24 protein-coding genes and 1 pseudogene are annotated in these 23,178 nt (G+C 63.1%); 5 read left to right on the top strand and 20 right to left on the bottom strand.

Going from position 1 to position 23,178, the window contains the following annotated elements; genetic code table 11:
* Window positions 1–10: 10 nt before the first annotated feature.
* The 18 genes and pseudogenes from FVP33_RS15575 to FVP33_RS15495 all read right to left on the bottom strand — a co-directional run bounded on the left by FVP33_RS15575 (window position 11) and on the right by FVP33_RS15495 (window position 16,338).
* Window positions 11–742, bottom strand: coding sequence for an SDR family NAD(P)-dependent oxidoreductase (locus FVP33_RS15575; protein WP_187270756.1), 732 nt, complete (start codon window positions 740–742; stop codon window positions 11–13).
* Window positions 743–767: 25 nt separating this feature from the next.
* Window positions 768–1,853, bottom strand: a complete 1,086-nt coding sequence (locus tag FVP33_RS15570; RefSeq protein ID WP_187270755.1) for an ABC transporter permease — start codon at window positions 1,851–1,853, stop codon at window positions 768–770.
* The gene (locus tag FVP33_RS15565) at window positions 1,840–2,610 is read right to left on the bottom strand and encodes an ATP-binding cassette domain-containing protein (protein WP_147784608.1); all 771 of its coding nucleotides are present in this window, start codon (window positions 2,608–2,610) and stop codon (window positions 1,840–1,842) included. The genes FVP33_RS15570 and FVP33_RS15565 overlap by 14 nt, the downstream gene beginning before the upstream one ends.
* Window positions 2,607–3,353, bottom strand: a complete 747-nt coding sequence (locus FVP33_RS15560) for an NADPH-dependent FMN reductase (RefSeq protein ID WP_147784607.1) — start codon at window positions 3,351–3,353, stop codon at window positions 2,607–2,609. The genes FVP33_RS15565 and FVP33_RS15560 overlap by 4 nt, the downstream gene beginning before the upstream one ends.
* Before the next feature lie 66 nt (window positions 3,354–3,419).
* Window positions 3,420–4,550 carry a sugar ABC transporter substrate-binding protein gene (locus FVP33_RS15555; RefSeq protein WP_187270754.1) on the bottom strand — a complete coding sequence of 377 codons (1,131 nt, stop codon included), beginning with the start codon at window positions 4,548–4,550 and terminating at the stop codon, window positions 3,420–3,422.
* 137 nt (window positions 4,551–4,687) lie between these two features.
* Window positions 4,688–5,491 (bottom strand): cupin domain-containing protein, encoded by an 804-nt coding sequence (locus FVP33_RS15550; protein ID WP_147784605.1) that lies wholly within the window; start codon window positions 5,489–5,491, stop codon window positions 4,688–4,690.
* On the bottom strand, window positions 5,484–6,182 hold the full coding sequence (locus tag FVP33_RS15545; protein WP_147784604.1) for an aldolase/citrate lyase family protein: 699 nt from the start codon (window positions 6,180–6,182) through the stop codon (window positions 5,484–5,486). The genes FVP33_RS15550 and FVP33_RS15545 overlap by 8 nt, the downstream gene beginning before the upstream one ends.
* On the bottom strand, window positions 6,179–7,093 hold the full coding sequence (locus tag FVP33_RS15540; RefSeq protein ID WP_147784603.1) for a VOC family protein: 915 nt from the start codon (window positions 7,091–7,093) through the stop codon (window positions 6,179–6,181). Before FVP33_RS15540 ends, FVP33_RS15545 begins: the two co-directional genes overlap by 4 nt.
* A complete protein-coding gene (locus FVP33_RS15535) occupies window positions 7,090–7,563 on the bottom strand; it encodes a nuclear transport factor 2 family protein (RefSeq protein ID WP_147784602.1) in 474 nt (157 codons plus the stop codon). The genes FVP33_RS15540 and FVP33_RS15535 overlap by 4 nt, the downstream gene beginning before the upstream one ends.
* A 94-nt stretch (window positions 7,564–7,657) precedes the next feature.
* Window positions 7,658–8,596 (bottom strand): LysR family transcriptional regulator, encoded by a 939-nt coding sequence (locus tag FVP33_RS15530; RefSeq protein ID WP_147784601.1) that lies wholly within the window; start codon window positions 8,594–8,596, stop codon window positions 7,658–7,660.
* Between the two features lie 86 nt (window positions 8,597–8,682).
* A pseudogene (locus FVP33_RS20240) lies at window positions 8,683–8,832 on the bottom strand (IS256 family transposase); the annotation flags it as partial.
* A gap of 23 nt (window positions 8,833–8,855) precedes the next feature.
* Window positions 8,856–10,346 carry a hydrogenase large subunit gene (locus FVP33_RS15525; protein ID WP_222706760.1) on the bottom strand — a complete coding sequence of 497 codons (1,491 nt, stop codon included), beginning with the start codon at window positions 10,344–10,346 and terminating at the stop codon, window positions 8,856–8,858.
* Window positions 10,346–11,818, bottom strand: a complete 1,473-nt coding sequence (locus tag FVP33_RS15520) for a proton-conducting transporter transmembrane domain-containing protein (protein ID WP_147784600.1) — start codon at window positions 11,816–11,818, stop codon at window positions 10,346–10,348. The genes FVP33_RS15525 and FVP33_RS15520 overlap by 1 nt, the downstream gene beginning before the upstream one ends.
* Entirely contained in the window at window positions 11,818–12,495 is a 678-nt protein-coding gene (locus FVP33_RS15515) for a hypothetical protein (protein ID WP_147784599.1), read from the bottom strand. Before FVP33_RS15515 ends, FVP33_RS15520 begins: the two co-directional genes overlap by 1 nt.
* A 9-nt stretch (window positions 12,496–12,504) precedes the next feature.
* Window positions 12,505–13,452 carry a respiratory chain complex I subunit 1 family protein gene (locus FVP33_RS15510; protein ID WP_147784598.1) on the bottom strand — a complete coding sequence of 316 codons (948 nt, stop codon included), beginning with the start codon at window positions 13,450–13,452 and terminating at the stop codon, window positions 12,505–12,507.
* Window positions 13,449–15,356, bottom strand: coding sequence for a proton-conducting transporter transmembrane domain-containing protein (locus FVP33_RS15505; RefSeq protein ID WP_222706759.1), 1,908 nt, complete (start codon window positions 15,354–15,356; stop codon window positions 13,449–13,451). Before FVP33_RS15505 ends, FVP33_RS15510 begins: the two co-directional genes overlap by 4 nt.
* 116 nt (window positions 15,357–15,472) lie before the next feature.
* The gene (locus FVP33_RS15500; protein WP_246142368.1) at window positions 15,473–15,865 is read right to left on the bottom strand and encodes an NADH-quinone oxidoreductase subunit B family protein; all 393 of its coding nucleotides are present in this window, start codon (window positions 15,863–15,865) and stop codon (window positions 15,473–15,475) included.
* Window positions 15,866–15,957: 92 nt separating this feature from the next.
* Complete coding sequence (locus tag FVP33_RS15495) at window positions 15,958–16,338, bottom strand: ArsR/SmtB family transcription factor (protein WP_147784595.1); 381 nt, start codon at window positions 16,336–16,338, stop codon at window positions 15,958–15,960.
* Window positions 16,339–16,879: 541 nt separating this feature from the next.
* Between FVP33_RS15495 and FVP33_RS15490 the strand changes: the two genes are divergently transcribed.
* From FVP33_RS15490 to FVP33_RS15470, 5 genes are all read left to right on the top strand, one after another.
* Window positions 16,880–17,275: an ArsR/SmtB family transcription factor gene (locus FVP33_RS15490; protein ID WP_147784692.1), complete on the top strand. Its 396-nt coding sequence runs from the start codon at window positions 16,880–16,882 to the stop codon at window positions 17,273–17,275.
* Window positions 17,272–18,960, top strand: a complete 1,689-nt coding sequence (locus FVP33_RS15485) for a SulP family inorganic anion transporter (RefSeq protein WP_147784594.1) — start codon at window positions 17,272–17,274, stop codon at window positions 18,958–18,960. The genes FVP33_RS15490 and FVP33_RS15485 overlap by 4 nt, the downstream gene beginning before the upstream one ends.
* Window positions 18,957–19,301 (top strand): amino acid adenylation domain-containing protein, encoded by a 345-nt coding sequence (locus tag FVP33_RS15480; RefSeq protein ID WP_147784593.1) that lies wholly within the window; start codon window positions 18,957–18,959, stop codon window positions 19,299–19,301. Before FVP33_RS15485 ends, FVP33_RS15480 begins: the two co-directional genes overlap by 4 nt.
* 71 nt (window positions 19,302–19,372) lie before the next feature.
* Window positions 19,373–19,690 carry a hypothetical protein gene (locus FVP33_RS15475; RefSeq protein WP_147784592.1) on the top strand — a complete coding sequence of 106 codons (318 nt, stop codon included), beginning with the start codon at window positions 19,373–19,375 and terminating at the stop codon, window positions 19,688–19,690.
* Between the two features lie 295 nt (window positions 19,691–19,985).
* Entirely contained in the window at window positions 19,986–20,504 is a 519-nt protein-coding gene (locus FVP33_RS15470) for a GNAT family N-acetyltransferase (RefSeq protein WP_246142367.1), read from the top strand.
* Between the two features lie 58 nt (window positions 20,505–20,562).
* Here the strand turns inward: FVP33_RS15470 and FVP33_RS15465 are convergent, their stop codons facing one another.
* Entirely contained in the window at window positions 20,563–21,648 is a 1,086-nt protein-coding gene (locus FVP33_RS15465; protein ID WP_147784591.1) for a hypothetical protein, read from the bottom strand.
* Between the two features lie 456 nt (window positions 21,649–22,104).
* The gene (locus FVP33_RS15460; protein ID WP_187270752.1) at window positions 22,105–23,154 is read right to left on the bottom strand and encodes a HoxN/HupN/NixA family nickel/cobalt transporter; all 1,050 of its coding nucleotides are present in this window, start codon (window positions 23,152–23,154) and stop codon (window positions 22,105–22,107) included.
* Between the last annotated feature and the right edge of the window lie 24 nt (window positions 23,155–23,178).

The raw sequence follows: 23,178 nt of genomic DNA, 5'->3' as shown, positions 1-23,178 counted from the left end.
TCGAAATCCTCTACGCGATGTCCCAGCCGCCATCAACGATGACGATCTGCCCCACCACAAACGACGCGTCGTCGGACAGTAGAAAGGCGATCGTCGCCGCCACCTCGTCGGGCGTCCCCAGCCGCTTCAGAGGTTGTGACTGCGAAATCAGGTCGATGGTCTCGCGCGTCTGCCCCGCCATCATGGGAGTATCTATCGCCCCCGGCGCAACGCCGTTGACCCGTACATTGCGGTGAATGAGCTCACTTGCAGCACTACGGATGAGGCCAACCGCCGCGTGCTTGCTGGCCGCGTAGTAGGCGAAGTTGGAGAGTGCCCGTAGGCCGGCTATCGAGGCGACGCTCACGATCGCGCCCCCTCCGGCGGAGACCATGTGGGCGGCTGTCACGGCGATGCTGTAGTACAAGCCGCGTTCGTTGACAGCGTGAATCCTGTCCCACATCGCGTCGTCGATGTCCGTGAACGATCGCGGCTGTTGAGCGATCCCGGCCACGTTTGCGGCAAAGTCCAGCCCCCCGAACTCGTCGAGAGCGCGCGCAACCATGGCGCGCAGGGACGCCTCTTCAGTGACGTCCGTGTACTGGAAGACCGCCATGCCGCCATTCCGCACCAACTCGGCAGCCACTCGTTCGCCGGCTTCCGCGTTGACGTCAGCGACTACAACGGCCGCCCCGTCGCTGGCCAGTCGCCGTGCGGTGGCCTCGCCCATCCCTGAGGCACCGCCCGTAACGGTTGCAACCATTCCCGTAAAGCGCATGTTCCACCCTCTACTTGTCCGCGGTCTCCGACGCGAATGCGGCTCGCATAGCGAGAAGTCGCCGGTAGCGACTCCGTCCCTCTTCCGTCAACTGGTCGAGTCCGACAGCGAAGACAAGTAGGGCACCGCTCACCATCCCCGAATAGTAGGAGTCGATGTTGAGTGCCACGATGCCGCTGTTGACCACGGTGAGCAGGATGACCGCGAGCACAGTGCCGAGTACATTTCCTTCGCCACCCGAGAACGACACGCCCCCCAGAATTACCGCGGTGAGCACGCTCAATTCGAGGCCAACACCGACTGACGGCGCCGCGCCGCCGAAGTTGCTCGCAGTGAGAACGGCAGCCAATCCGATGATCGCCCCGTTAAGAGCGAATAGCCCGATAACGACTCTCCGGACGGGGATGCCTACTGCCTCCGCGGACTCGCGATTGCCCCCGATCGCTACTATATTGAGCCCGCCCGTGGTGCGGGCCAGGTACGCACCGAACAGACCAGCAAGGATCACGAAGATCATCACCGGGTTGGGGATGCCTGGGATGACAGAGCCGGCCCCCAACAGCTGAAACGACGGATCGAAATTATTCACTCCCTGGCCTTGTGTGGCGACATTCACGACACCCTGGTAGAAGGTCAGCCCACCAAGGGTGACGATAAGCGGCGAGATGGGGATGCGCCAGACCAGCGCCCCGTTAATGAGTCCGATGAGCGCACCAAGCACGATCGCCAAGAGGATCGCCGGAACGAGTCCGAGCCCCGAGGCAACCACCGTTGCCGAGACTGACACCAGCGAGAACACCGACCCGATCGAGAGGTCGACGTAGCCAGCCACGATCAGCAGCGTCATTCCGATGGCCGGAATGCCGAGGATGGCGGTTTGACGCGCGAGAACCCCAATATTCGACAACGTGGAGTAGTGCGGGTTCACGATCGAGATCACAATGACAAGCAGAACGATGAGCGCGACGAGTGCAGAATTCCGCGAGAAGAGAATCGCACCCACGCGGCTGCGGCCGCTGCGCCGGGGTTCGATATCGATTGCCGAGGTGGCGTCGGGCTTAAGAGCGACCGCCGCCCTGGTCTCACTGAAGTCCACGGTGTAGCCCTTCCATTGCGAATTTGACCGCATCCCTATCGGTGTCCTCGATCGCCGAGTCGAGAACCACCCGACCAAGCCGGAATGCAACGATTCGGTCGGCTACCGAGAAGACGTCGTCGATGCTGTGCGAGATGACGACGGCTGCCAGGCCACGGTCGGCGACCTGTCGGATCAGCCCCAATGTGGCCTCTCTCTGCCGCACGCCCAGCGCTGCGGTGGGTTCGTCGAAGATCACCATGCGCCCCCCTCGGAGGAGTGCGCGACCAATCGCGATCGCTTGCCGTTGGCCGCCCGACATGCGTCTGATTGGAGAGTCGTAATCATCGAGCCTCGCCCCCACTCCACGAACGCTCTCGCGCGCGAGTTCCCTGGCGGCATGACGATCTATCCAGCCGAACTTGCCGATATGCCAGCGCAGCGGAGGATCGCCCAAAACGACGTTCATCGCCGCACTGAGATTGTCGCAGAGGGCAAGGTGCTGGGGAACTACCTCGATGCCATAACGCTGCGCATGCCGCGCCGTCGGCTTGAGCACGAGCTCGTCCCCATAGAACAGCTGGCCGGCATCGGGTCGATCCATGCCGGAAATCACGCGCGTGAACGTACTCTTGCCCGCGCCGTTGTCACCGACCAGTGCAAGCACTTGGCCCGCGTGGATGTTGACACTCACGTCGGCGAGAGCTCGAACTCCCCCGAAGTACTTGTTCAGCCCGCGCGTGGAGACTACCGACTCTGGCTCGACTGTGCCGCTCATTGGGGCTTACCGAAGCGGCCGTTGAACGACGAGTCCGATGGCACAGCGGCTGTGGTTGCATCGTCTATAGATTCCATCCGACTGAGTTCAAGGGGATACACCATGCCCGCTCGGCGTGGACGATATAGCTCGTCGGCGAATGCATCGTATGAGCGCAGGATCTCGCCCGCCACACGCGCGTCGATTGCTCGCTCGAGCGACTCGAGCTGCACCCGGAGTGCGGATTCGGCCCAAGGGTCGAGCACTCGGATCCGCCCGTCGGCATCGATGGCGAGGCCCTTGTGCGCGCTATGGATGACGAGATCCGGCTCGATCACATGGTTGTTCATGTGTCTCACGATCTTCGCGAGGTCCACCCACGCTCCCATGCCGTGGTAGGTGCTCTCGGTTGCGACGAGCGCCAGGCAGTCTTTCCCCCGGGCCGCGCCCTCGTGCGCCGGGCGAGAGAGCCAGTCAAGAGCGTTCTTCATCGCTCCTGAAATAGACCTGTTGTATTCGGGGCTAGCAAGGATGAGGCCGTCCGCCCCGGACACTTGGTCCCGCAACGCGCGCACCTCCTCCGGCGCGTTTTCGCCGTCGAGCTCCTCTGAGTACATCGGTATGCCCTCGAGGGTGACGACCCGTATGTCGAATGAGCGGGGAGCCAGCGCTTGTAGGGACTGTAGAAGGTTCGTATTGAGCGAGCCGCGTCTCAGCGATCCCGAGATGGCGACGATGTTTTTGGTGCGATCTGCAGCGGTCATGGTGTGGTTCCTTGCCTATAGTTTCGTCTGGCGAGAGTAGCCGCGGACGCGCCGTGGCCCTTCCGTCTAGGGCTTAGCTGCTTCGATCTGCTCGGTCGGCGCGTCGCCGAACTTGAGCACCTGATCAACGAAAGCGAGCTGATTCTCAATCCGGTCAGGGTAGTCGGACGGGTTCGCCTCCTGCTTCTGTACAAGTTCCACGTTCTTGGCGGTAACGACCGTCGGGCGCATGATTGCGGTCGTGGGGATTGTCTTGCCATGCAGCGCTTTCTCGAGCAGGTTCTCGCCGGCAATCACACCAAACGGGTATCCGAGGCTCGCCCCGAGGCCGAGAAGTGACTTGCTTCCTATCAGCTTGAAAATCTGATCGTTCGCCTCAGGGCTGACGACCAGGAAGTCGTCGGGGTTCGAATATCCGGCTTGCTTGGCTGCCGAAAGAAGACCGACCGCATCGTCGGCGGTCCAACCAAAGAAGATCTTGATATCCGGATGCGCCTGCAACAGGTTCGCGCCTATGCTCTGCCCGGCCGTCGACGTGGACGCGGCGTTGCCGACCTTGAACACAGTGACCTTGGGGAGTGTTGCCTTTACCCCTGCGATGAATCCTTCAGTGCGGGCGACGTTTGCGCCTGTGCTGTCGATGGTCGCACCGATCGAGGCGCCTTTGAGGTCATGGTCAGCCATCCACTTGGCCGTAGCCGTGCCCAGAACATAACCGAGCTGCTCCTCCGGAATAACGATGTTCAATGTCGCTCCAGTCACGGCCGACCCGCTGAAGTTCACCCATGGGATGCCGCGGTCAGCAGCCTCCCGCGCCAGCGAGTCGTAGCCCTGGCCCGAAATCAGGGTGGTCCAAATCGCGTCGAAGTCCTGTGCCAGGAACGTCTGAACATCGGTCTTGGCCTTCTGGGTGCTGGATTGGCCATTTACCACAGTTGCAGTGAGGCCGGTCCGGTTTTTCTTCACGTTGTCGGTGATGCCATTTGCGATGGTGTCGATCTGGGGAACCGCACAGCACACCGAGATGCCCAGGCGCTGCCCATTGAGGCTGGCGTTCTCCGGCGTGCTCTTGGGCGAGTCAGGCGTGGCGGCCGAACAGCCACTGATGATCACGGCGGTGAGGATTGCCGTGGCGCTTACCGCGGCCAACCTGCGGATTAGGGCTAGTGCGTGAGTGTCACGTCGGGTGAATCGCATGTGTTGCTCCTTAGTCGTCATTGACTCTTGGTTGTGCGGGTACCGCATCTGTGAAGGATCGCCCACCCACGGCGGCGCATCAATCGGCGATCTCCGAACGCCATCGATAGGCAGGACAGATCGAACGCGCGGGACGATCAGTCGTCACGGGCAGCGTTGAGGACCCAGCCCGGCATTGCGGCGAAATCTTCGCGTGGCGGACTGAACACGTCTATGAGCAGGTGCGATCCGTCGCCGACGGCGCGAGTGGTGTGTATGACGCCGGCGGGGATGACTGTCAACGACGGACTCGATACCGCGCGGTGCAGGTCTTCTCGCCAATCGACTAACCGCTCCTTCCACGGCCACCTCAGGTGGTGGACGAATTCTCCATCGAGGGTCACAGAGCACTGCTCGAATGAGTCATGGCTATGCGGCGAGAGGTGGTTCGTGTCGCGCGGCCCCTCTGTGGGGTACATCACGTTGACCATGATGTTCGCTCCTGTGTAGATCCTCCCGAACCTGCCTGTTTCGGGAGGGACTTCAAGCCTGTAATGCCGGATATCTGCACTTCCCGGCAGCCCATCGTGCCGGCTGAACACCCTGAGCAACTGGGTCGGTCCCTCCGTGGTGATTCGACTATCACCTGCAGGAACGATGACAATCGAGCCCGCGGGAACATCCACCACTTCTGCGCCGGATTCGACTCGTATTGCTGAGCCCAGCACCAAGACAAGGTGTTCCGCAGCCTCACCGGCCACGTGCACGGTACCGCCTGGCGGAAAAAATCGAGTGTAGGCGAAGGTCAATCGCTGCGACGCGCCCTTCCACGTACGACTGGTCCCGTCCTCGTGATCCGGTAACCGCGCACCGAACTCAACGATGGTCGCGTCGACCGCCGGTGTGACTGTGGCTCCTGCCGAATCCGGCAGGGAAGATCTGGGGTCGGTGGACTCAAACACGGGTCACGCTCCTGAGCGCCGTCTGCAGAACACTCAGGTCAGAGCCGACGATCGTGTAGTCCCACGCGGTGTCTGCCCCGGCCATGCCACCGAGCAGGGCGCCCTCCCCTACCGCCGCCTCGCGGATCGCGCGTTCGCGCTCGCGGATCTCATTCGCGTCAAAATCAAGCGAAACCGTCAGGTCTACCGAACCGATGAACACCACATCGGCACCGGCCCCAATGATCGAGGCCACAGGATCCACGGTGTGGGCAGTCTCGATCTGCACGACGAGAATCGGTGGCGAGTCCGCGGCAACCGATACATAGTCGGCAAGGGACAGGGCGCCGAACAACGACATCGCGTTCGTCGTCGATACCGAGCGCCTCCCCGAGGGCGCCATTCGCGTCGCCGCGCGGAGTGCTACGACTTCATCGACCCGCGTAACTGAGGCCAGTTGGATTCCTACGGCACCTTCTTCCAGGTATCGATTTATTGCGCCACGATCCACGGAGGGAAGACGAACAAGTGCAGGGATGCCCGCCAGACGAGCCACCCGCAGGAGAGAAATGCAGTCCGCGTCGGTGAGGGCTGAGTGCTCGAGGTCGACCACCACGAAGTCGAACCTGGCGAGCGCGGCCATCTCCACGATCTGCGGGGCGGGAAGCTTGAGGAATAGCCCGCGCGGGGAACTGCCTCGCCCGAGGATCATCGCCGCACGGCAAGGGCGATAGGTGAGCGCACTTCGACGCGCTTCGCGAGCCACTTTTCAGGGATCGACGAGCCCCACTCGTCAACACCACGCGGGTCGTCCATTGACCACACCTTGGGCCCGTCCCAGCGCGGGTCCTTTCCGATCACGATCATGCCGGAGCCCAGCTCGACCATCATCCCGGAGGGATCCTCCGTATAGGCGAAGGCGCTGCCGCCAGTGCCGTGCCTGCCCATCCCCCACACCAGGTAGTGGTCTGTGTCGACGTAGTTGTCCGCGCGCGCGACCAGGTCCGCAACGTCTCTGTAGTCGAAGGCGATGTGGTGCAGCTTGATGTCGGCGCTCTCGAGGATCGCGACACCGTGATGGGGAGCGCCCTCAACGGGACAGTGCAGCCACGCTAGGAACGGCTGCTCCTTGCTTCGCAGCCAGTCGGAGGGGCGCAGGCCAAAGGCCTCGACCATGAAATCCACCACGGGCGCAACCTCGGGGACGCCGATGTTGAAGTGAGAGAACTGGTAGGGGCGAGCAATGTCCGACGCAGGCGGCTCTGGCACCGCCTGCATTCCCGTGTAGAGCTTCACTCCGAAACCGCCCGGGATCTCGAGCACGTGGGCCTCCGCGATTCCCTCGTGCCGCAATTCGCCGCAGTCGACGGCTCCGGCGGCGATCGCCTGCGCGACCGTGGCTTCGAGTTGGCCTTCAGCGACCTCGAGGTTCAAGTGCCTGAGCGCCGTAGTTCCCGTGGTGGACTCGACGAGGATCATCTCGTGGTGCCGAGTCGTCGCGGAAAGGTAGCTCGTGCGCTCGACGCGCTCGGTCTCGACGAGGCCGACCTTGTGCTGGAAGAAATCAATGGAAGCCTCGAGATCGGGAACCTCGAGGGTGATCGAGCCGATGCGTGTGATCATTGCGAACCTTTCGTGCGTGGGGTGGCTTGAATGGGCGTGACCAGTTCCCCGCTTCCGCGGAATATCGACGCCAGGGCGAGACGACGAAAACGCCACCTGCGGTCGACGCGATGAACTACCGCGTCGAAATCGGCGACCAAGAGGGGCGGATGGGAGTCCAGCACCGGAACACCGTTTGCTGCGTACAGGACCATGGATGCCGTGAGCACGGCCTCCTCGGATCGCACTGACGCGAACCGGAGGTTAGTGAACAGGTGGCGGCTTACACGGGGCCCGCGAGCCTGGCGCTCGGCGAATGCCGTCGCAATGACCGCCTGTCCCGTCAAGGCCTCTCCGTCGATCGAGTACTCACCATCGTCAGCGAAGAGCTCGTGCACCGAGAGTCCGCCACCGATGTCGAGACGGTACGCGAATTCCGCCACCAGCTGCTGTATTTCGAGAACAGCGGCGAGACGGGCGCGTTTCTTCACGGTGGGCTCCTTTGCCTTCGCTCAAGGATGTGGGTTCACCCGAGGCACATCAATGCCCATTCCCCGAAGGGGATCAATCGGCATATACGATCAATCAGCTCAAGGTCTCCGAGAGCGATAGGCGGTTCTGCTCGGTTGCGGCCTCGGCTGCCACGCGAAGCAGCTCGATCATCTCGGCCCTCTGCTCGTCGTTGTCCCGCGGCGCTGAGATAACGCAGACATTCACCCAAAGGTCGTCCTCGGCGAGCAGCCGGAAACAAACGCCTGGCGTTCGGCTGATGGAGGCGACGGGCGCCGGATGCACGCCCACAGCCCTCGAGGTTCGGACATGGATCCCGATCTCGTCGTAGCCCGCGACCTCCTCAAGCGCAGAGCTCGTGAGGCCGGCCTGCACCATCGCCTTCTGCAACTTGGCATCCAGGAACGAGTTGTTCGGGCGCGGCGAGACCAGGAGGTGGCGCTCTCGAAGGTCGGATAACCGCAGTCTGGCTTTTTGCGCGAGCGGGTCGTCCTGCCGTAGTACCGCCACAAATGGGCTGCGTGCGATGACCAGGTTTTCCACACCATTCGGCACGCTAGCCTCCCAGCACAAGCCCAGATCTACCGCGCCGTTCACTATTCCCTCGATCTGATCGTGGGTGTGCATGAGCCTCGGGCGCCATGCGGGTCGCCTCTCGACTGCAAGCTGGTCGATGAGGTCAAGGAGATTCGGGAAGAGCCAGTGGCCGAGTTCCGGCGTGTGGGCGAGCTTCAGCGATCGCACGCCAGACGCGACCTTTTGGAACTTCGAGTAGCCGACCACGAGCGCGTCGTACTGTGGTTTGAGCTCATGCAGGAACTCAGCGCCGAAGGTGGTCAACGACACCCGCCGACTCGTCCTCGCGAAGAGTCTCTCGCCCAACTCCACTTCGAGCTGCGTGACGTGTGCGCTCACACTGGACTGAGCGATGAAGAGCCTTTCGGCCGCCCTGCCATAATGAAGCGTCTCGGCAACGGTGAAGAAACACTCAAGCTGCCTGAGGTTGAAACTCATACTCTGCCCCTTGTCGAGATTCTGGCATAGTTACGCCGCGCTGAGTGGTGGAGTTTCTCAACACCGTGCGGATAAGTTGCTTCAGTTTAAGTGGCGGTGAGTTCGGGGATGAGGTTCGCCTCCTCGATGGTCGCTTGCGGGTCGTTCATGGTCGTCAGCTCCAGCATGGAGGACTCGGAGAAGCAGCGTCGTTCGCCGACTTCCCACTCGTCGTGCTGCTCGACCAGAACCGACCCGTCTTCGGGCGCAGTTCAGCAGCTCACAGGTCGTTGCCTGCATAGGACTGGTTGAAACTCTTGTTGGTCAACGGGAAATCCGGAACAATGGTGTCCGCTAATGCCGCCGGAAGCGCGCGCCAATTGAAGAATGACGGGTCGACGATCTTCACCCTGCTCAGGGTGCCGGCCGCAGTGAGTTCTACCCGGTGCACAATGGTTCCGCGCCATCCCTCGACGAAGGAACTCCCACTTCCCCCTGCCCGGGGAGTGACTGTCCGGCCGCGTCCGAGTGACCCCGCCAGCCTCTCAATCAGGTCGATGGATACCGTCGTTGAGACAGCAAACTCGCGCGCACGAATGAGATAGCGTGCGAGCACGTCGCCGCCCGTCTCCACGGGTACCTGAAACGAGTCGCCGAGGTCGACGAAGGGGAGGTCCCGTCGCGCATCGACGTCGATCCCGGAGGCACGGGCGACATATCCGAGCGTGCCGAACGCTAGCGCCTGTTCGGCATGAAGAACGGAGGTGCCAGCGAAGCGATCCCGGACAATCGGATGCGCGAGCGTAATGTCGACGAGTTCCTCGACAGCGTGCGCGATGCCGCGCAGCGCCGCAGGGTCGGGGAGCGAACGCACCCGCGCACCGCCCACGCTCAGGCAACCGCGGAGCAGTCGGTGACCCGCAACAGCTCGGTTGATTCGCATGAGGGACTCTCGCAGGCGTTGCGCGTGGACGTTTGCGATGCCGAATCCGGCATCGTTTGCCAACGCGCCGAGATCGGTGATGTGGTTGTACAGCCGCTCCAGTTCGAGCAGGAGCGCCCGCACCAGCAGGTCAGGTGCAGGCACGTCGATCCCTGAAGCCTCCTCGACAGCCGCCACGAACGCCAGCGAATGGCCGATCGAAGTATCGCCGGTGATCTGCTCGGCGAGTGTGATCGCCGCGGCGGGGGTTTGTCCTTCGAAGAGCTTTTCGATGCCGCGGTGGAGGAACCACAGCCTGGTCTCCATGCGGACGATAGTCTCGCCGACGACGGAAAACCGGAAGTGGCCTGGTTCGATGATGCCAGCGTGGATCGGGCCGACCGCGATTTCGTACACGCCGGCTCCCTCGACCTCGACAAAGGGGAACGAGGCGATGTCGGGACCGAAGACCGGAGCGACCTTCGCATCACGGCGCATCGGGTGCCAGGAGTGCGGCCAGTGCGCATGCCGCAGCAGGCGGTGTGGCTGCGGATGTCCTTGTGGCAGAACGCCGTAGAGGTCGAACATCTCGCGTTCGAACTGTCCCGCGGAATATGACACCTCGGTGAGGCTGGGGACCCACGCGTCGTCAGCCGGGATAGACACGACCACCTCGATCGGTTGCTCGCGGGACCTCCCCGCAAAGAGGTACACAATTCGAAAAACGTCGTCGTCTTCGTGGCACGCCACCAGGGCAAGGCGGTAGCCGCGCTCCAGGAGGGCGGATGCTTCGCGCAAGAGTTCCGTGCGATCAACCGCGCGGACGTTGCTTCCGGTGTCCTCGCTCACTATGGCGTCCAACTCAACGCCACGGCGGCATCAGATAGCACGGTGCCGATTGGGCCGGAGAGGAAGGGAATGATCGCGCACGCTCCGAGCGCCAGAGCCAGAGGCGCTATCGGACCGTGCGGAGATCGATCGAGCACCGAATCCACGCGCGGGGCCGGCAGGTCAGCCGACCCGAACATCATGCCCACTGTCAACCGGGTCATTCCAGCGAAGATGACCAACATGAGCGCCAAGGCCACCGACATGACCACACCCATCCCTGTGGCCCATCCGGCGAGGATGATCCCGACCTCGGAAAAGAAGATTCCGAACGGCGGAAAACCCAGCAGGGCGACGATGCCGATCAGCCACGGTACCGCCAGGCCCGGCCTGCGTGCGAGCAGGCTTCGCACGTCGGAGATGATCGGTGTGCCCTCGGCTGTGAGCAGTCTCCCGGCAAGTATGAAGAGGCTCGCCTTGATCAGACCGTGGCTGAGGATGTATAGCAGCACAGCCGGAAGCGCTGTCGGGCCGACGGCAGCACCCAGTGCCATGACACCCATGTGTTCGATGCTCGAATACGCGAGCATTCTCTTGTAGTCGCGCTGCCGCAAGAGCAGCGCCGCGGCGATCGCGAGTGAGAGCAGGCTCCCGGCGACCAACAGTGCGCGCAGGAAATCCGGACCGATGACGGCATTCGCGACCGCCTGAATGCGCAGGATCGCGTAGAGCGCCACCGACAACAGCACTCCCGACATGAGCGCGGAAACAGGCGCAGGGGCCTGGCTGTGGGCATCGGGAAGCCAGCTGTGCATCGGGGCAAGGCCGGCCTTGGTCGCGAAGCCGAGCGCTGCCAACGCGGCACCGACTCTCACCAACGCGGGGTCCAGGTGCAGGCTCATCTGCGTCAGCGCCAGCCACGACAGTGTCGGTGTGGGGGTGCCGGTGGAGGACGCATAGATCAGCACGATGCCGAGGAAGGCGATTGCCACACCGGCCGGGGCGAGGATCACGTATTTCCATGCCGCTTCCAGCGAACGCCGGGTGCGGTTGTGTCCGACCAGGAAGGCGGTAGCGATCGTGGTCGCCTCGATCGCAACCCACATCACTCCGAGGTTGTCGGCAAGCACCGCCAGCGACATCGCCGAAAGGAATATGCACACGAGCGCCGCATACATGCCCAGCGGGGCCCTTCCGGCCTCGGTGTGCACCGGGGCATCCGCCCGGGGAGCCAGCCCGCCCCACGTTGCCACGAGTCCCACCGCGCCGACGACCGCGAGCATGTAGGCAGAAAGAGCGTCCGCGCGCAGGATACCGGCGGATGACAGCGGCGCGCTCCCCTGCCCCAGAACGACGGCGACGATCCCCGAGCCCAGGATCGCGACGCTGGAGACAACGCCGGAGAACCTTCGCACCCAGGATGCCGCGCGGACGAGCGCCACTGCCCCAAGCAGGAGTGGGACTGCGACGGGAACCAACAGAATGATGAACATCAGTCGCGCAACTCCCTCATTCGGCCGACATCAGTGTCACCGAACGTCGCGCGCATCTGTCGCGAGAACACCTGAAGAATCAGAGTCACGAGCAAGACGTCGAGCGACGCCCCGAATTCGAGCAGGATCGGCACACCACCAGAAATCAGGAACGCAACCGTTGCGATGCCGTTGTCCAACGCCAGGAAGCCGACAAGTTGCGAAATTGCGCGACGACGGGTCACCAGCACAAGAAAGCCGATGAGAACCATCGCCACCCCGACCGGCGCGGCGTGCGCGGCGGCGCTTGGGCTGGACGCAACCAGCGGCCAGGTGACCGCGTAAGCCACCATGCCGAGTAACGCTGCCGCCACCAGAGTCGCAACGGGGTTCAGAAGAGGCGACTCGTCCTCGATGTCGATCCGGACCCGTTCCGTTCCAACCACCCCCGGACGGCGCGCCAGTACCCAGGGCAGAACTAGCCCCTTGAGCGCCAGGACGAGGAGGAACACCGGGACGAGTTCGACGTCCTTACGGTCAACAGCGACGACTGCGACGAGCGCTGCCAGCGCAAATCCCTGCACCGCGAGTGCCCGAATCGATGCACGCTGCGACCGATGCCACACGGTCAGCACCGAGGTGAGCAGGAGTGCGCCCGCGCTCAATCCGATCAGTTCCGAAAACACGCTGTTCGACATTCGGACCTCTCAGGGGACCATGGCCGACACGGCCACTGCGAGAAAAGCCAGGACAAATGAACCGGCCAGGAGTTCGGGAACACGGAAGAGTCGCACCTTGGCCAGCAGAACCTCGCCAACACTCAGCATGCCCCCGAGAACGAGCACTTTCAGGATCACAGCGGGTACCCCCACCACCACCTGCATCGGATCCGTCGTCGTCGCAACCCCCCACGGGATGAGGAGGTTGCCGATCAAACCCAGAAGCACGGTCAGCTTCAGCCAGGAACCGAATTCCAGCCAGCCCAGATCCCTTGCGGTACTTTCGAGCAGCATCGCTTCGTGCATCATCGTGAGTTCCAGGTGCGTGGACGGGTTGTCCACCGGCAGGCGTCCGGTCTCAGCCGCCACGGCGATAATGAATGCCGCCATCGCGAGCAAGCCGACGGGGGACACGATGATCGACGGGTTTGCCAGTCGGGAATCGACGATGATCGCAAGATTGGAGCTGCCCGACGGAATGGAAAGGGCGTAGATCGCCAGGAGCAGCGTCGGCTCGACGAGAGCAAGAACGGTCATGTGCCGGCTTGAACCCATCCCTCCGAAGGCCGTTCCCGCATCGAGACCGACCAGGGCCAGCGCGACCGCCCCAATCAACAGCACCGAAACCACGACGAAAAGGTCCCCGGGTATGAGCCGCCCGGCCACGGTGCTCACCAGCGGCAACAGCGCCGCGAGAACCAGGCTCGAGATGGTGAGAACCAGCGGGGCTACTCGAAGAATCCAGCTGCTACCGGGCGCTCTCACCGGCTGCTTCACCAGAAGTTTGCGGATGTCTCGCCACGGCTGCCAAATTCCGGCGCCCGCGCGGCCCTCCAGCCGAGCGCGAACCTGACGGGTCACTCCGATCAAGACCGGTGCGAGCGCAGCGAACAGCAAGACCTGGACCAGGTCAACGAGGACGGTTGCGAGGGTCACAATACCGCCACGATCAGCACGATCAGGATCGCCGCAAACGAATACAGGAGGTACAGGTGGATGCTGCCGTTCTGGATGACGCGGGCGCGAACGCCGAGACGGTCGGCGGCGGACAACACGGGACGGTAGAGGCGATGCTCGATCACGTCGGTCAGATTCTGGCTGAACTTGACCCGTTGCACCAGGTATCGCGACTCGCCCGCGTGGGTGACCTCCACATCCCGGGACGGCTTCAGCACGTCATCGAACACTCTGACGACCGGTTCCGCATACGAGGTTGCCGTATATTGCATCCGCGGCCGAGTACGCTCGCCTCCGCCACCCCACACCGATGCGCCGAGACGTTGCGGATGCCGCAGTGCCGAAGCAATGGTGACGGCAAGCACGGGAACCGCCACCACGGCTGCGAGAATGACCAGTGCGATCGGGTCCAGGAGCGCTCCGAGTCCTGGCAGGCTCACGCCAGCCATCCCGATCGTGTCGACGATGCCAGGGCGGCGGGCACCATCCTCGGCAACGACCGAAGCGAGCACCGAGGCCAGCGGCCCCGGCATCAGGCCAAGGAGCACGACGATTGCCGCGGCGACAACGAGCACGACGCGCACCAGTGGGTGGGACTCGCGGGCTCCGGCAGCGGCATCGGACCGCGGGCGGGCAAGGAATCCGATTCCGTAGGACTTGACGAAGGTCAACACCGCGAGACCCGCGGTGAGTGCCACGACGGCAACCGCCAATGGCATCCCGATCGACACGGTCACCGACACGGCGGCACCATTCAGCCGTGTGCCATGGACGAGGGACTGCAGCAACACCCATTCCGCTACGAACCCCGAGCTGATTGGCAATGCTGCCGCGCCGAGGCAACCGATGCCAAAGGCCGCAGCCGTCCACGGCATCCGCCGGCCCAGACCTCCCAGATGGTCGAGGTCTCGCTCACCGGTGGCGTGCAGGACAGACCCCGCGCCGAGGAAGAGTGTCGTCTTGAACGCCGCGTGGCTGACGGTGAGGAGCAGGGCCGCGAGCAGGGAGGTCGCTGAAGTGGCGGTCAGACCGTACGCGCCAAGCAGCACTGACGCCCCGATCGCGAGCCAGATCAGGCCCACGTTCTCCGTCGTCGAATACGCCAGCAGCACCTTGAGGTCGCTTGACACCGATGCCTGCAGGATCCCGTAGACGGCGGAGAGGCCCCCGAGAGTCAGCAACAGGATGCCCGACCACGCCGGCCCGCCAGGCAAGAACCGCACGCACACGACAAGGATGCCGTAGACGCCCATCTTCACCATCGCCGCGCTCATCGCGGCGGACACATGACTCGGCGCCTCCGGGTGGGCGCGCGGCAACCACACGTGCATCGGCACCAACCCCGACTTGCTGCCGAAGCCGATGACGAGCAGGACGAATGCAGTCAACCCCGCGGTGGAGGTGGGAGACACCAGGGCGAGCTCGGCAAACGTGGTTCCACCGGCCGCCGCCGCGAGCACGGCGAAACCCGCGAGGATGAAGAGGAAGCTCAATTGCGACATGACCGAATACCAGACAGCGGCCGAACTGACGCGGCGACGCGAGGCGTGCTCGGCAAGCAGGAGCACCGTTGATCCCAACGCCATCGCTTCCCACATCAGCAGGAACGACAGCACATCCGCGGCTGCGGGAACGTATTGCATCCCCATCATGAACACCGCCAAGGCGATCCAGGAGGTGCGTGACGCTGATGCGCCGTGCACTGACACGATGCCGTAGAGCGACACGAGCACCCCGACTCCGGACGCGATCAGCATGAACAGGCCGCCTAGCCGGTCGGGTTCGAAGGTCAGCGGACCCAGCGGCAATGCGATCGGCACGACCAGCTTCCCGGTGGCCCCCGCCATCGCAAGCGCACCCGTGAAGACTCCGGCCGCACTCATCGCCGCCGTGGAAACGCCACTGAGTATGGAACGAACGGGTACGCCCGGCAAGAAGGCCGCGGCAATCGCAACGGCTGCCAGCGCCAACCCTGTTATCAGGCCCAAAGAGATTGGCGTCATCGTCCCGCGATCCGACGAAGAGCGGCCACAATTTCCACGGGCTCCGGCGGACTGCCGGGGATTTCCAGGTCGACATCGACGAAATCGGACACGACACCGGCGACGCCATAGCCGCCGAGGAACGGGCCGCCCATGATGGCCGCGTCACCGACGGCTACGACGAACTGGGGCATCGGCGTCGCTTCCACCGTGCGCCGCAACGGTTCGACCATGTTCCTCGTGACCACCCCGGTGATCAGGAGTACGTCCGCGTGGCGAGGCGATGCCACCAGGCGCACTCCGTAACGCTCAAGGTCGTAGATCGGTCCAAACGCCGCCGAAATCTCCATGGCACAGTCAGTACCACCGCCGAGATCCACATAGCGAACCTGCACGCTTCCGCGCAGCACCCGTGCGCCCTCGAAGATTGTTCCGACCGGAGCCGGGACGGGCTCCGCGATCCGGCCGGTGCGGGCGATCAACCGGACCAACCGAGACGTGCTCACTGCGACGACCCGATGTCGACACGGGCGCCGACATCCTGCAGATCCGCCTCCCCCATCGTCACCAGCAAATCGCGGGAGTCTTCCAGACTCGATACCAGCATCTGCTTGGCGACCGCGAGCAGCTGCGAGAGTCGCGGGTCGCGGATCGAGTAGTAGACCATAGGGCCCTCCCGCCGGGTCACGACTAGATGTGCGCGACGCAAAACGCCCAATTGGTGCGAAAGGTGGGAGATTTCCATGCCCAGCCTTTCGGCTAGAACGCCCACCGAGCTTTCACCGCTCATCAGCACTTCCAGGACCCGAACCCGAGCCGGGTGCGCGACCGCTCTGAACAGATCGGCGGTGAGCCGTGCGACAGATACCTCGGCGGCGTCCATATATTTCACAATATCGACTATTGAGAGAACATTCAATTGATGCCGGCGCGGCAATTGGCTGCGTGCAGGAGCCGGACGTTCCTGTGCTGCTGTCGCCCCTGTGCTGCTGTGCTGCTGTCACGTCTCGGGCGACTACTTCACGCGGGCTGCACCGAACCGGCCACGGGCGCAGGGCACTCCTCTTCCCGGTCCGTCGTCATGGTCCAGGGATCGAACCGAGTCACTCCGATATTGCGATATTGCGATATGATGAATTTATCAATCCATTACGACCTGAGGGACGGCTCGCCGTGAAACAACCATCGCGCGACAGAAGTACCGGCGGACGGGATTATCCGAGTGCGGCGAGCGTGTGTCCGCTGTCGAGTTCTCGTGATCGCAGCACGAGACGCGGTGGCCTCCCGGTGATGGAAGCATCCAGGACCATGTGCCGCGACGGTGGGCGCCGGGCGGAATTCGGCGGGGAGCTCGCCCAATGACGGCTGCCGATGCGCTCGACCTGCGGCTTGATGAGAACGTCAAGCCGTGGAATCGTGACGGAATGGCCCAATACTCGGATGCTCACCGCCCACTATACGAAGTCAAGGCGAATCTCTTCAAAGGCCTTGCCCATCCAGTTCGGGTGCGCGTTCTGGAGGTACTGTCTGCCTCCCCCACCGTGTCGGTGACCGATTTGCTTGCCGACACGGGGTTGGAAGCATCGAACCTGTCCCAGCACCTTTCTGTGCTCCGCCGGCACAACCTCGTCGTCGCGGAGCGGCGGGCCAGCCAGGTGTTCTACCGACTCGCGTATCCGGAGGTCGCAGATCTGCTTTCCGTGTCGCGGTCACTCCTCGTCAAAATCCTTGAAAGAACTCAACAGCAATTGGTCTCTACAGTGAACCTTCCCGACATATCGATGCAGCGCGACAGCGAGATTGCTCCGGTGACCCGATGAAAGCAGCGGCATACGTTCGTTCACTGCTTCCCAGCTGGCAGGACTATCGCTCTGTGCGCCGAACCTGGCGGGGTGACCTTGTCGCGGGTGTGACCGTCGGGATTGTGGCTCTTCCATTGGCGTTGGCGTTCGGGGTGAGCTCCGGCGCCGGTGCCGAGAGCGGTTTGATCACGGCGATCGTCGCCGGCGTAATCGCGGCCGTGTTTGGCGGCTCCAACATTCAAGTCTCAGGGCCAACCGGCGCCATGGTCGTGGTTCTCGGTCCCGTCGTCGCTGCGCATGGTGCAGCGATTGTGCCCGTTGTGAGCTTGATGGCCGGGGCCTTCGTGGTTGTCGGCGGGGCGTTGAAACTCGGCCGCGTGGTTTCCTACATCCCCTGGCCTGTCATCGAGGGCTTCACCCTGGGAATTGCGGTGATCATCTTCCTTCAACAGGTGCCAGCCGCGATCGGATCAAAGCCGGGGCCGAGCAGCAACGCATTCGTGTCCGCCGTCCAATCGTTCGCGCATCTGAACTGGTCGAGCGTCATCTGGCCTGTCCTGGCGGTGGCCGCAGTGGCAGCCATCATGATGCTTGCACCCCGCATTCATCGCCAGCTTCCCGGGTCCCTCATCGGCATCGTCGTGGTCGCGGTGATCGCGACGGTTACGCACCTGCCGCTTGCACGAATAGGCACCCTTCCGAACTCGCTTCCCGCGCCATCCCTCCCGTCGTTCGACATTCAGACCCTCACCACGCTCGTCGGGTCGGCCCTCACCGTGGCCGCTCTCGCGGCGATCGAATCGCTGCTGTCCGCGCGAGTGGCCGCCTCGATATCGGACACCGGCCCGTATGACGCCGACCGCGAGCTCGTCGGTCAGGGACTCGCCTCGATCGCGTCCGGGCTCTTTGGGGGAATGCCGGCAACGGGGGCGATAGCACGCACCGCGGTGAATATCCGCTCCGGCGGTCGCACTCGTGTGGCCGCCATCGTGCACGCGATCGTGCTGCTTGCGGTCGTGTACCTTGCTACCAGTGTGGTCTCACAGATTCCCCTGGCGGCGCTGTCCGGTGTGCTGATGGTCACCGCCGCGCGGATGATCTCGCTGGCAACCGTTCGCAGCGTGGTCGGGTCAACCCGTTCCGACACGGTCGTATTCATCATCACCGCACTGATCACCGTCTCCTTCGACCTGATCGTCGCGGTCGGGATCGGCATTGCCGTTGCCGCGTTCTTCGCGCTGAGAACCCTCTCCAAATCCGGTGGCGTCCACCGCGAAGAACTCCCGGCCCCCGCCCAGCCCGAAGACGAACACATCGCCCTGTTCCGTCTGGACGGCGCCCTGTTCTTCGGCGCTGCCGACCGCATGCTCGACCGCGTCACGCGAATCAACAACGTCTCCGTCGTGATCATCCGCATGTCCCAGCTCCAGGTTCTCGACGCCACCGGCGCCCGCGTCATCACCGAAATGATCCACGCCCTGGAACGCCGCGGAATCACCGTCCTGATCAAGGGCATCCAACCCCAGCACATGAAACTGGCCACCCGGGTCGGCGTGATCAGCACGCTTCGGCACCAGAAGCACCTGTTCATCGATCTAGATGAGGCGATCGTGCATGCGCGCGACCACGTCGCGCGCACCGCCGAAGCAGCCATCGTGCAAGCCATGACCGAAACAAGTTCACGGCCGAAAGAGAACCGATGAATCTGACCACCATTATCGACCGGATGATCGATCAGGCCCAGCAAAGCGACCCGCTTGACACCTACAGCGTTCTTCTCGGCACCGCACCCGTCACGGCCACAACATGGGTGAAAGGCAAGAAGGTATATCGATGGTTCCCCGTGGCCCAAAGTCGTCTCATCCCCAACTATCTGGTTGTCCTTGCTCCCTCCCCTGACAACTACCGCACTGGGGACCTCCTCGAATTTCACGGCCGAATCGACAACGGTCAGATCACCACGTTTTCTGTGCGCCGTAACCCGCTCACCACCCCCACGGTGACCGCAAAGCCCGTGCCGCCCCGATCCGATCTCGTGCCATGACCGCTCCACTTCAGACAGACCTGTTTCCACTTCCACCTCGCCGCCTCAACGCGAAAAGACCCCTCGGAACCATGCCGACCACTACCGCGCCCAACCCGACGAGGGACCTCATCGACAAAATGATCGACCAGGCGAACGAGGACAATCTTCTCGCCGGATACGTCATCCTGATCGGTCACGCCCCAATGACAACCCGCGCCCATGACGATCTCGCCTGGCTGCATGGACACAAGACCTATCGCCACCTCAGCGTGGCATGCAGCAGCGCTATCCCGTTTGAGGCGGTATTGCTGTCCCCGGTCGCAGACAACCACCACGTCGGCGAGGTGTATGAGTACCGGGGCCTCGTCGAATCGGGGAAGATCACTCGAAACACCATCTATTTATGACCCATGCGCGGTCAAGGTTCCGGTGACCTGAGATTCCCGTAGGCCATGTCCGTTGAGATTTCGCGCCCGGGTACCTCCAAACAGCAAACCGTCGACCTCCTTCCGGCGCAGCTCGGGTAGATCTGGGAGTCGAGCGCAAGCCAGACGTGACCGACAGGGCTGTGAAACGCCTTCGCGAGGTCCTACCCCGGCCTTACGATTTAGGTGAGATGGAAATTCTTTTCCGACATCTCGTGCGCCGCTCTACTCCCTTAGCGCTGCCGCGCATAGCGTCAGCGAGAGGAGGGGAAGTATCGTGAAGCAACTTATGAATGTGCAACCGAGGATCCGTCCCGCTACGCCCAAGGACGCGCCAAAAATGGCGCGCATCCATGTCGCGTCTTGGCAGGAGACCTATCGGGGCCTTATGAGCGACGAGATGTTGGACGACCCGGAGTTCGTGTCGACAAGAGAGCGTTTCTGGACTGTAGGACTCACGGACGAGCGATTCGCTCACCATCGAATCGCTGTAGCGGAATACGAGGGAGAGCTGATCGGAATTGCGGAGAGCGCGCCCCCAACGGACGCCGATGCAACTTGGAGTCAGCAGCTGAACGTACTTTACGTGCTCGCATCAGCGCACGGTTCCGGAGCCGGAGCCGGCCTCCTCGATGCCGTCATATCTCAGGGCGAAGCGGCTGCGTTATGGGTGGCAGATCCCAACCCGCGAGCTCAGGCGTTCTATCGAAAGCACGGCTTCGTTCCAGACGGATTGTTCAAGGAAGAATACGGGATCAAGGAGATTCGTATGACTCGGCGGGACGTCGACGCCTAGCGGGCAGTTGAGTCAAGGCCAGGGCGCGAGGCGTTTCCCGGTATCGCGCGGGCGGCCGTCAGTTTGAATCCGGCTCCGACGAACTCAAGTGGCTGTCTGTGGCCACAGCTCGCTTGGTTCGCGCTTCGATCATTGCGATCTGAGCGGTGACCGACCACAAGCTGTTCAGTAATGCAACGCCTGATTCGTTCGTCATGGCGTCGTAGGCCTCACGGTATGTGCGATGCGGTCGACCGTTATTGGCTTCGAGGTAGGCGCGGATGTCCGTGCTGTAGTCGGTGACATTGTCGACTCTGCGGTGCGCCAGAACCATCAACGTCAGCAGCTGGTTCAGGCGCGCACGATTGCGGAAAGTGAACGCCCGCGGGCTAAGAGCCAGCTTGAACGCTCGTAGCGGTTGCTCGACCGCGCCGTTGGAGTAGACCGGAGGGATCCGCGGGCGGCTGATGGTCTGTGCCTGCAGCCACGTGGAGTTCCTCGCCACCCAGTTGTTGGTCATCGGGAGGTTCGGTCGGCTTCGAACTTCTGCTTCAAAGAGGTCCCATTGCCCCCGTGTCTGGAGAGCACCACGGAACTGCTTCCGCACCGGATTCTCGGGTGGAAGTTTGTCGCTGGCGAAGGCGGCCCGGGCTCGTTCGCCGAGGTGGTGTTCACAGTGGTGGATGAGGTTGATTGCCGACCATTTCCCCCAGTGCATCTCCACTCCGGCGCTAATGGCTTTGTCCTGGTCGCAGACGATCGACTCGGGCTTGCCTGGCAGTGAGGCGAGGAACTCGGCCCACGCCGGGGCGTCACCGTTCGGGCCCGCCGAGACCTTCCAGAGTCTGCCGTTCGTGCCGTCAAGGTCATAGCCGTAGGCCGCGAAGATTGTGTAGAGCAGAAGGTTCACACCGCCGCCGGGTTGCGTCCATCGATACGGTGTCGAGTCCAGCACGAGGATCGCCGGCCACTCCTTCGGCTGGTAACGTGCGGCGACGGCAGGGACGAAGTCTGCCATCCACTCGGCGACGGTTTGGCCGTTGATCACATCGCGCCACTTGCTGGTCTTCCCGATGTTCGCCCGGGCCCGAACCCGCTTCGCGGCATCCGTGTAGGTCTGCCCTCGGCCGACGTCGACGAGAGCTCCTGCGATCTCTCGAACCAAGTACTCGAACGCTGCGGGAGCGACCGGTCCTTAGTGAGGCGCGATGTGGTTTTCACATTCCGTGCATGTCGCGTCCGTCACGCGTGTCCTGCTCATCGAGCCGAGGAACCGGTGGCAGGAATTGTCTGGCAGGACGCACCGCCACCGTTGCCTCTCCCGGCCACCGCGACGCTGAACGCCATCGCGAACCACTCGTGCGGACAAATGGCCGCGTGGGCAAGCGGCAGAGACGTCGCTCACAATCTGCCCCAGCCGCGCATCGGATCAGGCTATCGCCATCACACCTAAATCGTGAGGCCGTCCTACCCCGTCATAGGCCGAGCCGTCAACCGGGCAAGAAGGGCGTAGCGGAGACGCGCGCTCTGATTCTCGCGCGCCCGGGAGCTCCGACCAAGGTGATGAAGACGACGCGCTGAAGCGAGCCGGACCTGTGCCGCAGCGTACTTGACGTTTGCCCTAGCCGACGTTGAAGGATTGCAGTTGTTCCTGAGGCATACCTTTGTGTCGACGCCCGGTCCCGTACTCACCCTCTTCGGTTATCCCCGTTCGTTCCGCACCGCGCCACGCGCGCCGAATGATAAAACCGACGCCTCCGGCGATGAGCAGTCCGCCGAGAACGATGAATCCAGGATTCTCAAGGCTGATTCCCGCGATTGAGCGAACCTGCGCGGAACTCGTCCTGTACTCGTCAACCAGTACGCTGAAAATGCCCACGATCCCGACCAGAAACGCAACGACGACCGAGATGCCCATCAGCGTCGCGTTGTACAACACGCGGCGTCGCGACCGATCGATTGTCCAGGCGTAAGCGCGGGACATGAGAAGGCTGTTGATCCCGTCGCACAAGACCATGCCCGAGGTGAAAAGTAGGGGAAGCACTATGGCGGCGTACCACGGCATGACAATTCCCGCTCCGCCCGCAACGAGGAGCAGCGCAATCGTCGAGGCGGTGTCGAACCCCAGGCCGAAGAGCACGCCCACGAGGAACATCTTCCACTCCTTGTCGAGCGCCCCTCCAGCCTTTCGCAGCGTGCGCATGACCACCCCTCCCGGGATTGCCTCACTCGATTCTGTGGTGCGGTTCTTCGCCTGACGGAGGATGCCGAGAAGAGCCATCAGATTGACCGTCCCGATGACAAGAAGGAAGGCGCTCGACACGGTGGGGCCCCAGATTGCCGTGAAGGCGGCCAGCGGGGACCTGTCGTCGCCAATCTGCGATGTGAACGCGGACAGCCCCGCCGTTATGAGACTGACGGCGGTGAGAACCACTGTCGAGTGCCCGAGCGCAAACCACAGGCCGACGGCCGACGCGTCCCTGCGTTCCCCGATCAGCTTGCGGGTGGCGTTGTCGATCGCGGCGATGTGATCGGCGTCGAATGCGTGCCGCATGCCCAGCATGAATGCGGTGACCGCCAACCCGACCCCGAACGTCGTCGTTCCGGTGACGTACCGTCCCGGCAACACGACACCGAAAAAGAGACCCCAAGAAAGGAACAGCAGCACCACGATTGTCAGCAGGACAGCGGCGGA

Source organism: Lacisediminihabitans profunda (assembly GCF_008040105.1).
Lineage (GTDB): Bacteria > Actinomycetota > Actinomycetes > Actinomycetales > Microbacteriaceae > Lacisediminihabitans > Lacisediminihabitans profunda.
The sequence above is the reverse complement of the archived record's forward strand: the minus strand, read 5'-3'. Positions and strand labels throughout refer to the sequence as shown.

Bases quoted from the DNA above. Each gene is read 5' to 3' on its own strand.
- FVP33_RS15540 (WP_147784603.1), bottom strand. From the start codon at position 7,093: ATGATCACACGCATCGGCTCGATCACCCTCGAGGTTCCCGATCTCGAG.
- FVP33_RS15490 (WP_147784692.1), top strand. From the start codon at position 16,880: ATGGCCCAATACTCGGATGCTCACCGCCCACTATACGAAGTCAAGGCG.
- FVP33_RS15565 (WP_147784608.1), bottom strand. From the start codon at position 2,610: ATGAGCGGCACAGTCGAGCCAGAGTCGGTAGTCTCCACGCGCGGGCTG.
- FVP33_RS15480 (WP_147784593.1), top strand. From the start codon at position 18,957: ATGAATCTGACCACCATTATCGACCGGATGATCGATCAGGCCCAGCAA.
- FVP33_RS15575 (WP_187270756.1), bottom strand. From the start codon at position 742: ATGGTTGCAACCGTTACGGGCGGTGCCTCAGGGATGGGCGAGGCCACC.
- FVP33_RS15545 (WP_147784604.1), bottom strand. From the start codon at position 6,182: ATGATCCTCGGGCGAGGCAGTTCCCCGCGCGGGCTATTCCTCAAGCTT.
- FVP33_RS15560 (WP_147784607.1), bottom strand. From the start codon at position 3,353: ATGACCGCTGCAGATCGCACCAAAAACATCGTCGCCATCTCGGGATCG.
- FVP33_RS15475 (WP_147784592.1), top strand. From the start codon at position 19,373: ATGCCGACCACTACCGCGCCCAACCCGACGAGGGACCTCATCGACAAA.
- FVP33_RS15520 (WP_147784600.1), bottom strand. From the start codon at position 11,818: ATGTTCATCATTCTGTTGGTTCCCGTCGCAGTCCCACTCCTGCTTGGG.
- FVP33_RS15505 (WP_222706759.1), bottom strand. From the start codon at position 15,356: ATGAGTGCGGCCGGAGTCTTCACGGGTGCGCTTGCGATGGCGGGGGCC.
- FVP33_RS15495 (WP_147784595.1), bottom strand. From the start codon at position 16,338: ATGGACGCCGCCGAGGTATCTGTCGCACGGCTCACCGCCGATCTGTTC.
- FVP33_RS15485 (WP_147784594.1), top strand. From the start codon at position 17,272: ATGAAAGCAGCGGCATACGTTCGTTCACTGCTTCCCAGCTGGCAGGAC.
- FVP33_RS15555 (WP_187270754.1), bottom strand. From the start codon at position 4,550: ATGCGATTCACCCGACGTGACACTCACGCACTAGCCCTAATCCGCAGG.
- FVP33_RS15515 (WP_147784599.1), bottom strand. From the start codon at position 12,495: ATGTCGAACAGCGTGTTTTCGGAACTGATCGGATTGAGCGCGGGCGCA.
- FVP33_RS15530 (WP_147784601.1), bottom strand. From the start codon at position 8,596: ATGAGTTTCAACCTCAGGCAGCTTGAGTGTTTCTTCACCGTTGCCGAG.